Source organism: Alteribacter keqinensis (assembly GCF_003710255.1).
In the GTDB taxonomy this organism is placed as follows: Bacteria; Bacillota; Bacilli; order Bacillales; family Salisediminibacteriaceae; genus Alteribacter; species Alteribacter keqinensis.
The window spans coordinates 1,269,982-1,285,843 of record NZ_RHIB01000001.1 but is presented as its reverse complement, the minus strand read 5'-3'; the positions used below and the strand labels follow the sequence as shown (position 1 = coordinate 1,285,843).

13 protein-coding genes are annotated in these 15,862 nt (G+C 45.8%); all 13 read left to right on the top strand.

What is annotated here, in order from left to right; genetic code table 11:
- The first annotated feature begins 186 nt into the window (after positions 1-186).
- The 13 genes from dpaA to ymfI all read left to right on the top strand — a co-directional run bounded on the left by dpaA (position 187) and on the right by ymfI (position 15,830).
- Positions 187-1,089 carry a dipicolinic acid synthetase subunit A gene (gene dpaA, locus EBO34_RS06280; protein ID WP_122897058.1) on the top strand — a complete coding sequence of 301 codons (903 nt, stop codon included), beginning with the start codon at positions 187-189 and terminating at the stop codon, positions 1,087-1,089.
- A complete protein-coding gene (locus tag EBO34_RS06275) occupies positions 1,089-1,682 on the top strand; it encodes a dipicolinate synthase subunit B (protein WP_122897057.1) in 594 nt (197 codons plus the stop codon). Before dpaA ends, EBO34_RS06275 begins: the two co-directional genes overlap by 1 nt.
- A 225-nt stretch (positions 1,683-1,907) precedes the next feature.
- Positions 1,908-2,957 carry an aspartate-semialdehyde dehydrogenase gene (asd, locus tag EBO34_RS06270; protein ID WP_122897056.1) on the top strand — a complete coding sequence of 350 codons (1,050 nt, stop codon included), beginning with the start codon at positions 1,908-1,910 and terminating at the stop codon, positions 2,955-2,957.
- A 15-nt stretch (positions 2,958-2,972) separates the two neighbouring features.
- Complete coding sequence (gene dapG / locus EBO34_RS06265) at positions 2,973-4,190, top strand: aspartate kinase (RefSeq protein ID WP_122897055.1); 1,218 nt, start codon at positions 2,973-2,975, stop codon at positions 4,188-4,190.
- Positions 4,191-4,215: 25 nt separating this feature from the next.
- On the top strand, positions 4,216-5,085 hold the full coding sequence (dapA, locus tag EBO34_RS06260) for a 4-hydroxy-tetrahydrodipicolinate synthase (RefSeq protein ID WP_122897054.1): 870 nt from the start codon (positions 4,216-4,218) through the stop codon (positions 5,083-5,085).
- Positions 5,086-5,284: 199 nt separating this feature from the next.
- Positions 5,285-6,949: a ribonuclease J gene (locus tag EBO34_RS06255; protein ID WP_122897053.1), complete on the top strand. Its 1,665-nt coding sequence runs from the start codon at positions 5,285-5,287 to the stop codon at positions 6,947-6,949.
- 712 nt (positions 6,950-7,661) lie between these two features.
- Positions 7,662-8,414, top strand: coding sequence for a ClpP family protease (locus tag EBO34_RS06250; RefSeq protein ID WP_122897052.1), 753 nt, complete (start codon positions 7,662-7,664; stop codon positions 8,412-8,414).
- Positions 8,411-8,656, top strand: a complete 246-nt coding sequence (locus EBO34_RS06245; RefSeq protein WP_122897051.1) for a YlzJ-like family protein — start codon at positions 8,411-8,413, stop codon at positions 8,654-8,656. The genes EBO34_RS06250 and EBO34_RS06245 overlap by 4 nt, the downstream gene beginning before the upstream one ends.
- A 243-nt stretch (positions 8,657-8,899) precedes the next feature.
- Positions 8,900-11,314, top strand: a complete 2,415-nt coding sequence (locus EBO34_RS06240) for a DNA translocase FtsK (protein ID WP_122897050.1) — start codon at positions 8,900-8,902, stop codon at positions 11,312-11,314.
- A gap of 302 nt (positions 11,315-11,616) precedes the next feature.
- Positions 11,617-12,336 (top strand): GntR family transcriptional regulator, encoded by a 720-nt coding sequence (locus tag EBO34_RS06235; protein WP_122897049.1) that lies wholly within the window; start codon positions 11,617-11,619, stop codon positions 12,334-12,336.
- Positions 12,337-12,522: 186 nt separating this feature from the next.
- Entirely contained in the window at positions 12,523-13,815 is a 1,293-nt protein-coding gene (gene yfmF / locus EBO34_RS06230) for an EF-P 5-aminopentanol modification-associated protein YfmF (RefSeq protein ID WP_122897048.1), read from the top strand.
- On the top strand, positions 13,808-15,103 hold the full coding sequence (gene yfmH / locus EBO34_RS06225) for an EF-P 5-aminopentanol modification-associated protein YfmH (RefSeq protein ID WP_122897047.1): 1,296 nt from the start codon (positions 13,808-13,810) through the stop codon (positions 15,101-15,103). Before yfmF ends, yfmH begins: the two co-directional genes overlap by 8 nt.
- 1 nt (position 15,104) lies before the next feature.
- Positions 15,105-15,830 (top strand): elongation factor P 5-aminopentanone reductase, encoded by a 726-nt coding sequence (gene ymfI, locus EBO34_RS06220; RefSeq protein WP_249414023.1) that lies wholly within the window; start codon positions 15,105-15,107, stop codon positions 15,828-15,830.
- The last annotated feature ends 32 nt before the right edge of the window (positions 15,831-15,862 follow it).

Genomic DNA, 15,862 nt, shown 5'->3' with positions numbered 1-15,862 from the left:
GAGTGTGGCTATTCTGAGCTAAAGGGATACTCATTTTTTATTTTTGCGGAAGCCTGCATTTTTTCTAAGAACACTGCGCTTACTCCCGCACGTTCATTTACAGGAATACATAGTATGTGGATGAAGAACATCGCAAATGAGGGTCCCCTTTAAAAAGACATATGGGAGAAAGGGGAGAAAAAACGAGTGTTAACAGATATGCATATTGCAATCATCGGCGGAGATGCAAGGCAGCTGGAAATTATTCGTAAACTATCACAGATGGATGCTAAATTGTCGTTAGTCGGATTTGATCAGTTGGATGACGGTTTCGCCGGTGCAAACAAACAATTTATAAGTACACTCGACCCGGCAGGGGTGGATGCGATCATCCTGCCGGTAAGCGGAATGAATGCAAAAGGTGAAGTGGAGACGATCTTCTCCGGAGAGCCGATTATGATAGATGCAAAATGGTTAAGTGGTACGAAGAAGACGACGACGATCTACTCAGGGATTTCAACGGAATCAATAAAAGCTCTGCTTAACATCTGCAAGCGTCCGTTTGTCGAAGTATTTAACCGTGATGATGTGGCGATTTATAACTCCGTTCCGACTGCTGAAGGCACTGTGATGATGGTCATTCAGCATACAGACACGACCATTCATTCATCAGAAATGGTCGTACTCGGTTTCGGCCGTGTCGGTATGACTGTTGCAAGAACATTCAGGCAGCTGGGGGCAAAGGTAAAAGTGGCAGCACAGGAAACAGAGCTTCTTGCAAGAGCGTTTGAACAGGGTCTTGAACCCATTGCACTTTCAGATCTGCGGGCTCATGTGGAGAGTGCGGATGTCATTATTAATACCATTCCTGCAGAAGTGTTAAAAGCAGATGTAATTTCTAAAATGCCGGCACACGCTTTAATTGTGGACCTGGCAAGCAAGCCGGGGGGCACCGACTTTCGCTATGCGGAAAAGAGGGGCATAAAGGCGTTACTGGCTCCGGGGCTGCCCGGTATTGTAGCACCGAAGACTGCAGGAAGAATTTTAGCCAATGTTTTGTCGCTGCTACTGGCGGAACAGTGGGAAAAAATGAGGGGAGGCACTTCTTAATGTCCTTAAAAGGGAAACATATCGGCTTTGGATTAACCGGGTCGCATTGTACGTATGAAGAAGTCATGCCGGAAATGGAAAAGCTGGTTAGTCTGGGGGCAAAGGTAACACCGTTTTTGACACATACGGTACAAAGCACTGATACTAAGTTCGGTAAAAGTGAGGACTGGATTGAGCGGATTAAAAGCATTACAGATGAACCGATTGTAAACACCATTCCTCTTGCGGAACCATTCGGGCCAGCAACACCTCTTGATTGTATGGTTATTGCACCGATTACGGGGAATTCGACGAGTAAATTTGCCAACGCCCTGACCGATTCGCCGGTACTGATGGGGGCAAAGGCCACGCTTCGAAACGGAAAGCCGGTGGTTTTAGGTATTTCAACAAATGATGCGCTCGGGCTGAACGGGGTTAACATCATGCGTCTTATGGCAACAAAAAACATTTACTTCATCCCGTTTGGGCAGGATCACCCTTACAAAAAGCCAAACTCTCTTGTAGCGGATATGACAAGACTGGCAGATACTGTCGAAGCAGCCATTTCCGGGGAGCAGATTCAGCCGGTTTTAATACAAAGATATAATCAATGATGAAAAATTCCTCAACAATTGCTAAAATAGAATAAGTGCAGGGTCATGCTCCTGCTAAGTACAATATAAACGTAGTTAGGGCCTGCCCTTAACTACGTTATGTTATTTTTATCTGTAATTACTCTGTGTTGAAAACGAAGGTGAGGGTATGTAATAATACATAGCCATAAACTTTGAGTAAACAGGCAAGTCAATTTGATTGATATAGAGAGAGGAGAAATGAAAATGGTAAACAAAAATAATTTTAATGTAGCAGTAGTCGGTGCAACAGGAGCTGTAGGAAAAGAAATGTTAAAGACGCTTGAGCGTCTTAATTTTCCGGTGAAATCAATCCTTCCCCTGTCCTCTAAACGCTCTGCCGGAACGAAAGTGGTCTTTCGAGGTGAGGAAATTGAAGTGAAGGAAGCGACCCCCGAATCCTTTGAGGGCATTGATCTGGCTCTTTTCAGCGCAGGCGGTTCGGTTTCCAGGAGCCTCGCGCCGGAAGCAGTGAAGCGGGGAGCTATCGTAGTAGATAACACAAGTGCGTTCCGTATGGATCCTGAGGTCCCTCTCGTCGTACCTGAAGTAAACCCTCACCACCTTGATGATCATAACGGCATTATCAGCAACCCGAACTGTTCGACCATCCAAATGGTAGCGGCCCTGGAGCCGATCAGAGAAGCATTCGGGCTTGAAAAGATCATCGTAAGCACCTACCAGGCTGTAAGCGGTGCAGGTGCAGATGCGATTGATGAAATGTATTCCCAGTCAAAAGATGTGATTGAAGGTAAACAGACAGAAGCCAGCCTTCTGCCGGTTTCAGGTGATAAAAAGCATTATCAGATCGCTTATAATGCCATTCCGCAAATTGACTTATTCCAGGACAACGGATATACGTTTGAAGAAATGAAGATGATCAATGAAACGAAGAAAATCACAGGAGATAACAGCCTTCATGTGGCTGCCACATGTGTACGTCTTCCAATCGAAACAGGACACAGCGAAAGTGTGTTCTTTGAAATAAGTAAAGAAGGTATTTCAACAGAAGATATCTTTTCTGTTCTGGATAAAGCTGAAGGTGTCACACTTATGGACGACCCGAAAGAGCAGCTGTATCCGATGGCAGTCGATGCTGCAGGAAAAGATGATGTGTTTGTCGGCCGGATCCGTAAAGACCTTGATAACGATAAAGGTTTCCATTGCTGGATTGTTTCTGACAACCTTCTCAAAGGGGCTGCGCTGAACAGTGTTCAAATAGCCCAGGCGCTTGTAAAAAAAGGATTACTCAAGTAAAGATCGAGGTGGGCTATGAACATTATTGTACAGAAATTCGGCGGTTCTTCTCTTAAGACAGCTGAAATGAGAGAAATGGCTGCAAATCATGTTATAAAAGCACTCAAGCCTGGAGGCAAGATTGTAGTCGTTGTTTCCGCTATGGGACGCTCAGGCGATCCCTATGCGACAGATACACTGTTAAATCTCGTCGGGGGAAGTGTAAATGCCAATGTTTCTAAAAGAGAGCTCGATCTTCTGGCCTCCTGCGGCGAGGTAATATCATCCGTTGTCTTCTCTCAGTTGCTTAATGAAAAAGGGGTTAAGGCACTGGCCCTTACAGGTGCCCAGGCAGGCTTTCGCGTAACAGAAGACTATACGAACGGCAAAATCACAGAGATGAAAACGGAAGAGCTGACAGCTGCACTCGATGAGGCTGACGTCGTTGTGGTTACCGGTTTCCAAGGGCTCACGCCGAAAGGGACAACAGCCACCCTCGGCCGTGGAGGTTCAGATACGTCTGCTACGGCTCTTGGTGCAGCCCTGAAAGCAGAAGTGGTTGATATCTTTACAGATGTAGAAGGGGTCATGACAGCGGATCCGCGGGTAGTGGATAAAGCGAAGCCTCTCGGTGTTGTAACGTATAACGAAATCTGCAATATGGCCTATCAGGGCGCGAAGGTGATTCACCCCCGTGCAGTGGAAATTGCCATGCAGGCGAAAGTACCGATTCGTATCCGGTCTACCTTTTCGGACGGAGAAGGAACACTGATTACCACATCTACTGCAAAAGCTCTCGGCCAGGACGTGGAAGAGCGGACGATTACAGGCATCGCCCATGTAAACAACGTAACACAGATAAAAGTAGCGGCCCGCGAAGGGGAATACGACCTTCAGGCGAAAGTATTTAAAGCAATGGCAAATGAAAATATCAGCGTGGACTTTATCAGCATTCAGCCGATGGGTGTCGCTTATACAGTAAAGGATGAAGTGGCCGACCGCGCCATTCACGTCCTGACAGAACTCGGCTTCAAACCGGAAGCACAAAGAAACTGTGCGAAAGTAAGTGCTGTCGGAGCCGGTATGACAGGAGTGCCTGGTGTAACATCCAAAATTGTAGAAGCGTTATCCATGAAGAACATTCAGATTTTGCAATCAGCTGACTCTCATACTACAATATGGGTGCTGGTAAAAGAAGAAGACATGACAGCTGCAGTCAACGCACTGCACGAAATATTTTTAGGACACGTTTAAGATCATCAATAGGAGTTGAGCCAACATGAATTTCGGACACATTGTGACAGCAATGGTCACCCCGTTTGACTCAAAGGGGAACATTGATTTTAATAAAACAACCAAGGTTATTGAGCACCTGATTGCCAACGGGTCTGATGGACTTGTTGTCGCAGGCACTACAGGAGAATCTCCTACGTTGTCCCAGGAAGAGAAGCTTGCCTTGTTTGAGCACGCCGTTAAAGTAGCCGGCGGCCGTGTGAAAATCATTGCCGGAACCGGATCGAACAATACTTTTCAGACAGTTGAATTTACCAAAAGAGCGGAACAGACTGGTGTGGACGCAGTGATGCTCGTCACTCCTTACTACAATAAGCCTTCACAACAGGGAATGTTTGAGCACTTTAAAACAATTGCCGAGAAAACCAAACTTCCGGTTATGCTGTACAACGTACCTGGACGAACCGGGACGAGTATGCATACAGATACGGTCGTTGAGCTCTCAAAAATAGACAACATCGTCAGTGTAAAAGAAGCAAGCGGAGATCTGGATCAGATTACGGACATCATTTACAAAACACCGGAAGATTTTACTGTATACTCCGGTGATGACGGACTGACTCTCCCAATCATGAGCATTGGAGGCGACGGGGTAGTAAGTGTTGCTTCTCATGTACTCGGAAATGAAATGCAGGAGATGATTAACGCTCACCTGAACGGTAAGCACAAAGAGGCAAGCAAGCTTCATCAAAAGCTTCTGCCGGTAATGAACGGATTGTTTGCAGCACCAAATCCCGTACCGGTAAAAACAGCTCTTCAGCTAAAAGGACTGGATACAGGAGGCGTACGACTGCCCCTGATTCCATTAACATCCGAAGAGCGTCACAAATTAAGCGACGTGCTTAATACGATTTAATGAAATAAGGCTGATGATCGAAGAAAGCTGAAAAACAGTACAAAACCCCCGGGACTCCGTGAACATCGGCCCGGGGGTTTTCGTTTGACATGTATAATTTCCCTCTTTTTCCCTGCCCTTCTTGTCATGGAAAAACGAAGTGCGTTATACTACAGACAGTAACCAGGACGTGCCAAATAAATATAGGAGGATACCGACATTGTCGAAACAAACAGAAAAGATTCGTATAGCTGCCCTCGGTGGCATTGGAGAAATCGGAAAAAATATGTATGTAGTGGAACTCGATGAGGAAATAATCGTTATTGACGGAGGACTGATGTTTCCTGAAGATGATATGCTCGGAGTCGATCTTGTGATTCCTGATTTTTCATTTCTGACTGAAAACAAAGACCGTGTGAAAGGAATTGTTCTATCCCATGGCCATGAAGATCACATCGGGGCCATTCCTTATCTCGTAAAAGAATTGAATGTTCCCGTATATGGAACGAGACTGACTCTCGCATTTGTAAAACAGCTCTGCAAAGATTTAAAAGGCTGTCCCGAACCAGACACCAAAGAAATTCATGCTGAATCGAAAATCAGAGTGGGCAATACACCGCTCACTTTTTTCCACGTCACACACAGTATCCCGGGTGCCCTGGGCATCTGTATTCATACGTCACAGGGGCCGATTGTTTACACTGGTGATTTCAAACTCGATCCGACACCGGTCGATGGACGTGAAACAGAGATTGGCAAACTGGCAGCCCTCGGGGAAAAAGGGGTTCTCTGTCTGATGTCAGACAGTATGAATGCTGAAAAACCTGGTGTGAGCTTGAGTGAAACAAAAGTGAGCCAGCGATTAAACGACGCCTTTTACGAAGCACCGGGAAGAATGATTATTGCTGCATTTTCCACAAACATAGACCGAATTCAGCAGGCACTTGATGCAGCAGACCGTACCGGCCGGAAAGTCGTGCCGGTGGGAAGCACAATGAAACAGGTTATTGATGTTGCTTCAAAAGAGGACTACCTGACTTTTCCGCCGGATTTGATTATTGATCCTGATGATGCTGGAAACTATGCGGACGATAAACTTGTTATCCTTACAACAGGAAGTAAAAGCGAGCCGTTAAGTGCTTTGTCCCAGATGGCACAAAAAACGCACAAGCAGATAAAAATAAAGGATTCAGACCGTGTCATTATTTCCGCAGCACCTTCTCCCGGAAATGAAAAATCCATCTCCAGGACAATTGATCTTCTACACCGTTCAGGGGCTGATGTGGTGTATGGAAAAGATTCTGTTCATGCAAGCGGACATGGGTATCAAGAAGAACTCAAGCTTATGCTTAACCTGATAAAACCCCGTCATTTTATCCCGGTTCACGGTGAGTTCAGGATGCAGTATGCCCACGGGATGCTCGCGAAAAGCTGTAAGGTTGAACAGGAAAACATCTTTCTTCTGGAAAAAGGGGAGTGTGTCGAATTTGAAAAACGCCAGGGAAAGAAGTCCGGAAAAATCCCTGCCGGTAATGTACTGATTGACGGACTAGGAGTCGGTGATGTTGGAAACATCGTTCTGAGAGACCGACGCCTCCTCTCCAAAGATGGTATTCTCGTAGTCGTGATAACGTTGAATAAATCCAACGAGTGTATTGCAGGACCTAATATTATCTCCCGGGGATTTGTCTACGTACGGGAGTCTGAAGACTTGATCAAGGAAGCCGAGTCCCTTGTGACGAAAACCATTGCCCATTGCAGCGAGCAGCGGATTATGGAATGGTCTCAGATTAAGAGCAGTATACGTGATGCTTTAGGGAAGTTCCTTTTTGATAAAACGAAGAGACGTCCGATGGTGATGCCGATCATCATGGATTCAAAGTAAAAGAAGTTGTCTCAAAAGTTTATAAGTGGTTTGGCAATGGATCCCGCCGCTGGCCCTGCACGAGAAACCCACTCGTGCAGGCCAGCGGCTTTCCTCGTCGTTGCTTAAGAAAGTGATTGGAACATTTAGCTGAGCATCCGAACAATGCCATAACAAAGCGGATGAAATATACGCAGACTCCTGCGGGATGAAAAGCAAAGATAAGACCCCACAGTGGGTAGGAGGCTAAGTTTATTATGATGTGTTAAAAGTCATTGTTGATTTAAAAAGTCGTTGATTGCAGCGATTTGGCGACACTCCTGCAAGAGCAACCAGCATTTACACCACGAATAAGCTGCGAGTTGCTTCGACGCATATATCTGCGTAGCGTTACCGGTAGAGGAAGAAGCAAGGCATAAACCTCCTGGAGGCTCACCCGCGCCGCTGCGGAAAGGGAGGCAAAGGAGCGAAAATCAACGTCTACCTTTAACAGAGCCTGTTTTAAAAGAAAATGGACTTTTTCAGTGGTTTTGCGTAGCACGAGTTCACCAGTATTCCGTGGAAAACGAAGTATATTTCAGGAGCAATTTATTTGCACCGCATTTTATTCGTACGGATCTCGTTGACCAAAACACGTCTGTCACAGTCTTTTTTTCTTTTTATATCCCCCGGAATGAAACAGGAAGGATCTCTCCATACTACGTGTAGAGTCTTATTGAGGAGGAAACTGCCGATGAACCACTATTATCAGAACGATCAGCCAAACCCTGCCCCAAACCAGCCTCAGGAGGGCGGTAAAGGGAAGGACGGGATTCTGGATAAAATACAGCAGCTTGGAACGACGAACGTCCCTAAAATGGAAGAATCCAATATTCACGTCCTCACCATTGTGGGTCAGATCGAAGGGCATATGCAGCTGCCGCCCCAGAATAAAACAACGAAGTATGAACACGTCATTCCACAACTTGTGGCCGCAGAACAAAATAAAAAGATTGAAGGACTGCTCGTTATCCTGAATACGGTCGGGGGAGATGTAGAAGCGGGGCTTGCCCTTGCTGAAATGATCTCTTCTCTTTCCAAGCCAACCGTTACCCTTGTACTCGGGGGAGGGCATTCCATCGGCGTCCCGATTGCAGTAGCAGCTGACTACAGCTTTATTGCAGAAACCGCCACCATGACCATTCACCCCGTTAGGCTCACAGGGCTGGTGATCGGTGTGCCTCAAACGTTTGAATACCTTGATAAAATGCAGGACAGAGTCATCAGCTTTGTAACCCGGAACTCGGAGATTTCTGAAGAAAAATTCAAAGACCTTATGCTTTCAAAAGGCAACCTCACCCGTGATATCGGAACAAACGTTATCGGTGAAGATGCCGTCCGATATGGAATGATTAATGAAGTGGGCGGGATCGGGATGGCGATCAAAAAACTTAATGAGCTCATTGATGATGCAAAACCCCAGACAGAAGGGGATGTCGTACAATGATTCTGTATACGTACCAGGCACAGAACCTCATCTTCCCGGCAAGTGAAGAAGAGTTCACCAAGCAACAGACGATTCCTGTAGCAGGCGGCTCTCTAGTCGTAGAAGCGGTAAATGCTTCCGAGGGTCCCGGGAAGTACCGGGTAGTACGTTTATTAAGTACCGATCCGAACATGTACCTCCACAGTCATTACCAGCCGGGAAGTCTCCTCGATCCGATAAACCTTAACGGAGGGTTGGAATAAGAGGAAAATGAGGCCAATGCTCCCTTCCTTCACCAGTAAGGGTATGATAAAATGAAAACAAGCGTTCGACAGGCAGCCAATCGTATGGCTGCTTGTTTTCTTTGTGGGAGTTGTAAGTGAGAATAACAGCACTTCTCCTGCAAAGGTTGCGGAGAAAGGCTGACAAAATAAGACAAAGGCTTTTCATACAAGGTTCTCGAATAGTACATGAAGAGAGCCTTTACATAAGTTGAGGTGTTGTAAATGACAAAAAGAAAACGAAAAAAACAAAAATGGAAATCCCAGCTCACATACGAACTTGCAGGTGTTTTTCTCCTTGTCATATCCACCGTGGCATTTGCGCGGCTCGGATTTGCCGGAGAAGGCATCGTCCAGCTGTTCAGGTTTGTTCTTGGAGACTGGCATACGATTCTGACGATCGGGCTTCTTCTTCTATCCTTTTATTTTATGATCAAACGAAAATGGCCCACGTTCTGGACGAGACGAATGACCGGTATGTACGTATTGGTTTTTGCCATCGCTTTACTTACCCACGTACGGTTGTTTGAAGCCCTCGCCGAAGCCGAAGCGTTTACAGACCGTTCTGTTATTATGAATACGTACTATCTCTTTATGATGCAGCTCAGCGGTGATGCAGCCATTGAAAGCCTTGGCGGGGGGATGGTCGGAGCTCTGGGTTTCAGTATGACCCACTTTTTGTTTGCATCCGGCGGAACCATCGCTTTTTCAATCGGTCTGATTATTGCAGCCATCATACTGATTACAGGGCGGTCGGTTACAGATGTACTTAAAAAGGGTACAGACAGGGTAATCGATTCTCTGAAAAAAATGTTCACTTCTCTCGGAGCCTGGCTCATTGAGAGCTTTCATTCCATGAAAGAGGCGGTAAACGAGAGACGAAAATCGTTAAAACAAGAAGCAGAGGAAAAGAAAAAAGCCGGTAAAAAGCCCGAAGCCCCTCAAACGTCCATTGCTCCCGAACCTGTATCTTCAGGCAGCGATCAACCGGAGGAAGAGCCGATTATTTACGACTTTTCAACAAAAGCGTACGAAGACGGATCAGGGCTGCAGGACTCTTCCGAAGGTACAGCACCTCTTTCTTCAAAGACTCCTTCAAGTGAAGACCCGCAGGCTAAAAAGCCCATACCTGATGAAGAGGAAGAAGAAGCGATTCCTGTTCCTACTGCTTCTCTTGCGGTCATCTCAAGAGAGAACGAAAACTATGAGCTCCCGGACGGCGGGCTTTTAAACAATCCGAAAAAGACAAATCAGACGAAAGAGCATCACCTTCTTTCGAAAAATGCCCGGAAGCTGGAGCAGACTCTTGAAAGCTTCGGAGTAAAAGCAAGAGTCACAGAAGTTCATCTCGGTCCGTCGGTGACGAAATACGAAGTGTACCCGTCTGCCGGTGTAAAAGTAAGCAAGATCGTAAACCTTAGTGATGACCTTGCTCTGGCACTGGCTGCCAAGGATATCCGTATTGAAGCGCCGATTCCGGGAAAATCAGCAATCGGGATTGAAGTTCCAAATCAGGAAGTGTCTTTGGTGACCCTGAAAGAAGTGCTTGAAGCGAAACAGATGCTTGATTCCGATAACCCTCTCGCTATCGGTCTTGGCCGTAACATATCAGGGGAAGCCGTTATTGCAGAGCTCAATAAAATGCCCCACCTTCTTGTTGCAGGGGCAACAGGAAGCGGAAAAAGTGTATGTATAAACGGAATCGTCGTAAGTATTCTGATGCGAAGCAAGCCTCACGAAGTAAAGCTGATGATGATCGACCCGAAAATGGTTGAGCTGAATGTATACAACGGCATACCACATCTTCTTTCACCGGTAGTGACGGACCCGAAAAAAGCATCACAGGCCCTTAAAAAAGTTGTATCTGAAATGGAAAGACGCTATGAACTTTTTGCAGATTCAGGTACAAGGAACATTGAAGGGTACAATGCCTACATGAAAAGAGAAAATGCGAAGAGGCCTGAAGAGGATCACCATCCGTACCTGCCGTTTATCGTCGTTATCGTCGATGAGCTTGCAGACCTTATGATGGTCGCCTCTTCAGACGTGGAAGACTCCATTACACGTCTTGCCCAGATGGCCCGGGCTGCAGGTATTCACTTGATTATTGCCACACAGCGACCGTCTGTGGATGTTATTACAGGTGTAATCAAAGCAAACATACCATCCAGAATTGCTTTTGGGGTATCCAGTCAGACTGACTCCAGAACAATCCTGGATATGAACGGTGCAGAAAAGCTTCTCGGACGGGGAGACATGCTGTTCATTCCTGTGGGAGCATCCAAACCTACAAGAATACAAGGTGCTTTCCTAAGTGATGATGAAGTTGAGCGGATTGTAAACTTCTGTATTGAACAGCAGAAGGCACAGTACGCAGAAGAAATGATTCCTCAGGAAGGGGAGCAGGAATCCCATGGGGCCGTTGAGGATGATCTGTATGATGAAGCAGTCCAGCTCATCACAGAAATGCAGACCGCTTCGGTATCCATGCTTCAAAGGCGCTTTCGTATCGGTTACACGAGAGCCGCCCGACTTATTGATGAAATGGAGGTCCGCGGTGTAGTGGGACCCTACGAAGGAAGCAAGCCGAGGGAAGTACTCGTCGCTAAAGGACAGGACGACCAGGTGTCAAACGGTTAGGAGAAAGGCTGTTTTATTCAGAGGGAGTCCCCCTTTATAAAGCAGCTTTTTTTATCCCGTTTCGCGAGTGCACGACACTCTGCGGGAGCAACGAGCAGTTACACCACGAATAAGCTGCGAGGTGCTCGACATATCTGCGTAGCGTGGAAGAAACAGGCATAAACCTCTTGGTAGCTCGCCGTCACCACCGCGGAAAGCGCTTTTAAAAATGCTAGTGTAATTCCAGTTTTCGTGATAAAGTTAATTTAGTGATTTCTGTTCTGCGAAAAAAAGAGATATATGGGTGTAAGGGGAGTGGATTTATGATTAAGTCCGACCATCGGCCGCTTTATTTACAGGTCATTGACCGGATAAAAGACGACATTGACAAAGGCCATTACGAACCAGGGGAGAGACTGCCATCAGAGTTCGGCCTGTCCAAACAGCTTGGTGTAAGCCGGGCTACATTAAGAGAAGCATTAAGAATGCTTGAAGATGAAAGCGTAATTATAAGAAGACACGGAGTGGGAACTTTCGTAAATTCGAAACCGCTGTTCACCTCGGGTATTGAAGAGCTCAACAGTGTAACCGATATGATTAAAACAAGCAACATGGAGCCCGGCACCATCTTTTTATCTTCAACTGTGCAGCCGGCATCAGAAGATGACTGCGTCAGATTTAACGATCTTAATCTTAAGGAGATCATCGTAATCGAGCGTGTTCGTACTGCTGACGGGAAACCGGTTGTCTACTGCCTGGACAAGCTTCCGAAAAGACTGCTGCCTGATTATGTTTCCCATAAGGAAGAGTCGATTTTTAACCAGCTTGAATCCTCGGGTACGTCAATCAGTTATGCTCATACACAAATCGAGCCGGTCGGGTTTCACGAGAAAGTATCTGAGATCCTTGAATGTGAACCGGAAACGTCACTTTTAACACTGAAGCAGATGCATTTCAATCTGCAGGAGACGCCTGTTCTCTATTCCATTAACTATTTCAGAGCTGATAAGTTTAAATTTCATGTTATTAGAAAACGTGTATAAGCTGATGAAAGAACGCCGGAATATCCGATTATTCTGCGTTCTTTTTTTTCATGCTTTAATTGAGTGGAATATTTTGCATAAGCGATGTCTTTTTCGCTACAATCAGTGTATAAAGGAAAAAGAAAGGTATCCTAATAAAGAAGCATAAAGGACTTATATGCAACGGAAATTAAAGGAGGGTTTCAAATGGAAGCAGTAAATGTCAATCAGTTTACAGAAGGCCCTGTATGTGTCCATGTAATTCAGTCAAAAACGTATAAAACAAATACGCTTGTGTTACATATCCGGGCTCCTCTCACGAAGGAAGATCACACGAAACGAGCCTTACTTCCCCTTGTTATGCAAAGCGGATCAAAAGACTATCCTACAAGGCAGAAAATCCGCCAATCCCTTGATGAATTGTACGGGGCGTCCCTTACAGGAGATGTGAATAAAAAAGGTGAAAACCATCTTATTTCCTTCAGACTTGAAGTCGCTAATGAGCGCTATTTAAAAGATAATACGCCTCTTTTGGAAGAAGCGTTTAAAATGATGACCTCGGTTGTTGCAAATCCCCTCGTTGAAGATGGCGGGTTTAAAGACAGCATACTGACAAGCGAGAAAAGAAACTTAAAGCAGCGTATTGAAAGCGTATACGATGATAAAATCCGATACGCCAACATGAGGCTGAACGAGGAAATGTGCAAAGATGAACCTTACGGGCTGTTTGTCTACGGCAATGCCTCTGAACTTGATGAAATTACGCCTGCTGCCCTTTATGATTATTATAAAAAAATTATGCAAGAAGACGTTCTGGACCTCTATGTAGTGGGAGATGTGGAAGTGGATGAGATAAAAAAGCTCGTCCAGGCGCATCTTGCTTTTCCCGAGCGTAAAGACCAGACACCATCCTCTGCTGAAAAAGAAAAAACCCGCACCATAGAGGAAAATGAAATCATCGAACAGCAGGATCTCAAACAAGGGAAGCTTCACCTTGGTTACCGTACAAATATTACGTATCAGGATGACGAATATTTTGCACTTCAATTGTTTAACGGGCTGTTCGGCGGATTTTCCCATTCCAAACTTTTCATTAACGTCCGTGAAAAGGCAAGCCTTGCGTATTATGCAGCATCCAGGGTAGAAAGCCACAAAGGTCTTTTAATGGTCATGAGCGGGATTGAAACGTCCAACTATGACAAAGCCGTAAGAATCATCCGCGAGCAGATGGAAGCGATGAAGAACGGAGACTTCGATGATGCACAGCTCGAACAGACAAAAGCAGTCCTTAAAAACCAGCTTCTTGAAACAATGGATGCACCCAGAGGACTCGTTGAGCTGATGTATCATAACGAGCTTGGAGAGAAAAAGCGGGAACTTGATGAATGGATCCCGGGCATTGAAAAAGTAACAAAGGAAGATGTCGTTTCGGTGGCAGAGAAAGTTGAACTCGATACTATTTACTTCCTAAAAGGAACGGAGGATGATTCCGGTGAATAAACAGACTTTTGACCAGCTCAATGAAACGCTTTATTACGAACAGCTTGATAATGGACTGGACGTTTATATTCTTCCGAAGGCAGGGTTTAATAAGTCCTTCGCCACGTTTACAACAAAGTACGGCTCCATTGACAACCATTTCATCCCTCTGGGTAAAAAAGATGCACTAAAAGTTCCTGACGGCATTGCCCACTTCCTTGAGCACAAGCTTTTTGAAGATGAAGACGGAGATGTATTTCAGCTCTTCAGTAAACAAGGGGCATCCGCCAATGCATTTACGAGCTTTACCAGGACAGCCTATTTGTTCTCAAGCACCTCGAGTGTGGAGCAAAACCTGAAAACCCTGTTGGACTTTGTGCAGAAGCCATACTTTACCGAAGAGAGTGTGGAAAAGGAAAAAGGAATTATCGGGCAGGAAATCAAAATGTACGATGATAATCCTGACTGGCGCGGCTATTTCGGTCTGATCAGTAATCTGTATGAATACCACCCGGTGAAAATTGATATTGCCGGAACCATTGAATCAATCAATGAGGTCACAAAAGACCTCCTCTACACGTGCTATGAGACGTTTTACCATCCGAACAACATGCTTCTTTTTATCGTAGGCAATGTAGATCCTGAAGAAATGATGAAGCTTGTAAAAGAAAATCAGGCTGCTAAAGAGTTTTCCAAGCCTGAAAAAATTGACCGGTTCTTTGAAGCTGAGCCTCCTGAGGTTGATCAAGCGTCACAGGAAATTGCCATGAATGTGAAAACGGGTAAATGCCTCGTTGGCTTTAAGGACCGTTCTCCTGACCGTCAGGGAGAGGCTTTATTAAAGCATGAGCTTTCCATAAACATTCTTCTTGAAATGATGTTCGGTCCAAGCTCGGAGAATTATGAAACACTGTACGAAGAAGGCCTGATTGATGACACCTTCTCCTTTGATTATTCGGGAGAGCTTGGCTTTGGATTCTCTGTTATCGGCGGGGATACATCAAAACCCGATGAACTCTCAGATCGGATCAAATCCATGGTGGAGGAATTCGTGAAACGTGAGCTGCATGAAGAGACGATGGAAAGCATCAGAAAGAAAAAAATCGGCTACTTCCTGAAGTCCCTTAATTCTCCTGAATATATTGCCAACCAGTTTACCCGTTATCAATTTAATGATATGAACCTGTTTGATGTGATCCCTACACTGGAGTCTATTACAATTGAGGATTTAAATGCAGCCATGGCCGAACATTTTAAAACGGACACCCAGTACAGCAAGTGTCTTGTCAAGCCAAAAGGGGACAGCTGATGTGCCTTTAGCATTTGTAACCGGGGCAAGCGGAGCAATTGGCCAGGCGATTGCGGTGACACTTGCCCAAAAAGGGTATTCCCTTGTACTTCACTATAACAGGAATAAAGAAGGAGCTTTGAAAACAGCTGAGCGGGCTGTGCTGGCCGGGGGGAGCGAGCCTGTACTTATCCAGGGAGACCTGACCGATCCTGAATCTTTGAGGGACATTTCGGAAAAAGTACGGGGGACGCCTGACGTCATTGTCCACAACAGCGGGAAAAGCTATACCGGCCTTGTTCAGGACTTTGGCCAAAAGGACTTGGAACAGGCACTACAGCTTGGTCTTATTGCCCCCTATCAGATCACAAATGCATTTTTGCCGGGCATGCTGAGCCGAAAGTCTGGAAAAATCATTGTCATTTCCTCCGTCTGGGGACTGACAGGTGCTTCCTGTGAGGTGCTGTACTCCATGATTAAAGGCGGACTCAATTCATACGTTAAAGCACTGGCAAAAGAACTGGGGCCTTCCGGCATACAGGTTAACGGCGTGGCTCCCGGTCTGATCAGCACAGCGATGAACGATGGCCTCACACAAGAAGAGTCTGCAGCACTTGTGGAGGATATTCCGGCCGGGCGCCCGGGAACGCCTGAAGAAGTAGCTGAAGCCGTATCCTACCTGGCGTCCCCCGGTGCTGCTTACGTAAGCGGCCATATCCTGAGTGTGAACGGCGCATGGCACTGTTAAAGATTCTCTCTTTATGTATAGTTCTTCTTCAC

Bases quoted from the DNA above. Each gene is read 5' to 3' on its own strand.
- EBO34_RS06275 (WP_122897057.1), top strand. From the start codon at position 1,089: ATGTCCTTAAAAGGGAAACATATCGGCTTTGGATTAACCGGGTCGCAT.
- asd (WP_122897056.1), top strand. From the start codon at position 1,908: ATGGTAAACAAAAATAATTTTAATGTAGCAGTAGTCGGTGCAACAGGA.
- dapG (WP_122897055.1), top strand. From the start codon at position 2,973: ATGAACATTATTGTACAGAAATTCGGCGGTTCTTCTCTTAAGACAGCT.
- dapA (WP_122897054.1), top strand. From the start codon at position 4,216: ATGAATTTCGGACACATTGTGACAGCAATGGTCACCCCGTTTGACTCA.
- EBO34_RS06250 (WP_122897052.1), top strand. From the start codon at position 7,662: ATGAACCACTATTATCAGAACGATCAGCCAAACCCTGCCCCAAACCAG.
- EBO34_RS06245 (WP_122897051.1), top strand. From the start codon at position 8,411: ATGATTCTGTATACGTACCAGGCACAGAACCTCATCTTCCCGGCAAGT.
- EBO34_RS06240 (WP_122897050.1), top strand. From the start codon at position 8,900: ATGACAAAAAGAAAACGAAAAAAACAAAAATGGAAATCCCAGCTCACA.
- EBO34_RS06235 (WP_122897049.1), top strand. From the start codon at position 11,617: ATGATTAAGTCCGACCATCGGCCGCTTTATTTACAGGTCATTGACCGG.
- yfmF (WP_122897048.1), top strand. From the start codon at position 12,523: ATGGAAGCAGTAAATGTCAATCAGTTTACAGAAGGCCCTGTATGTGTC.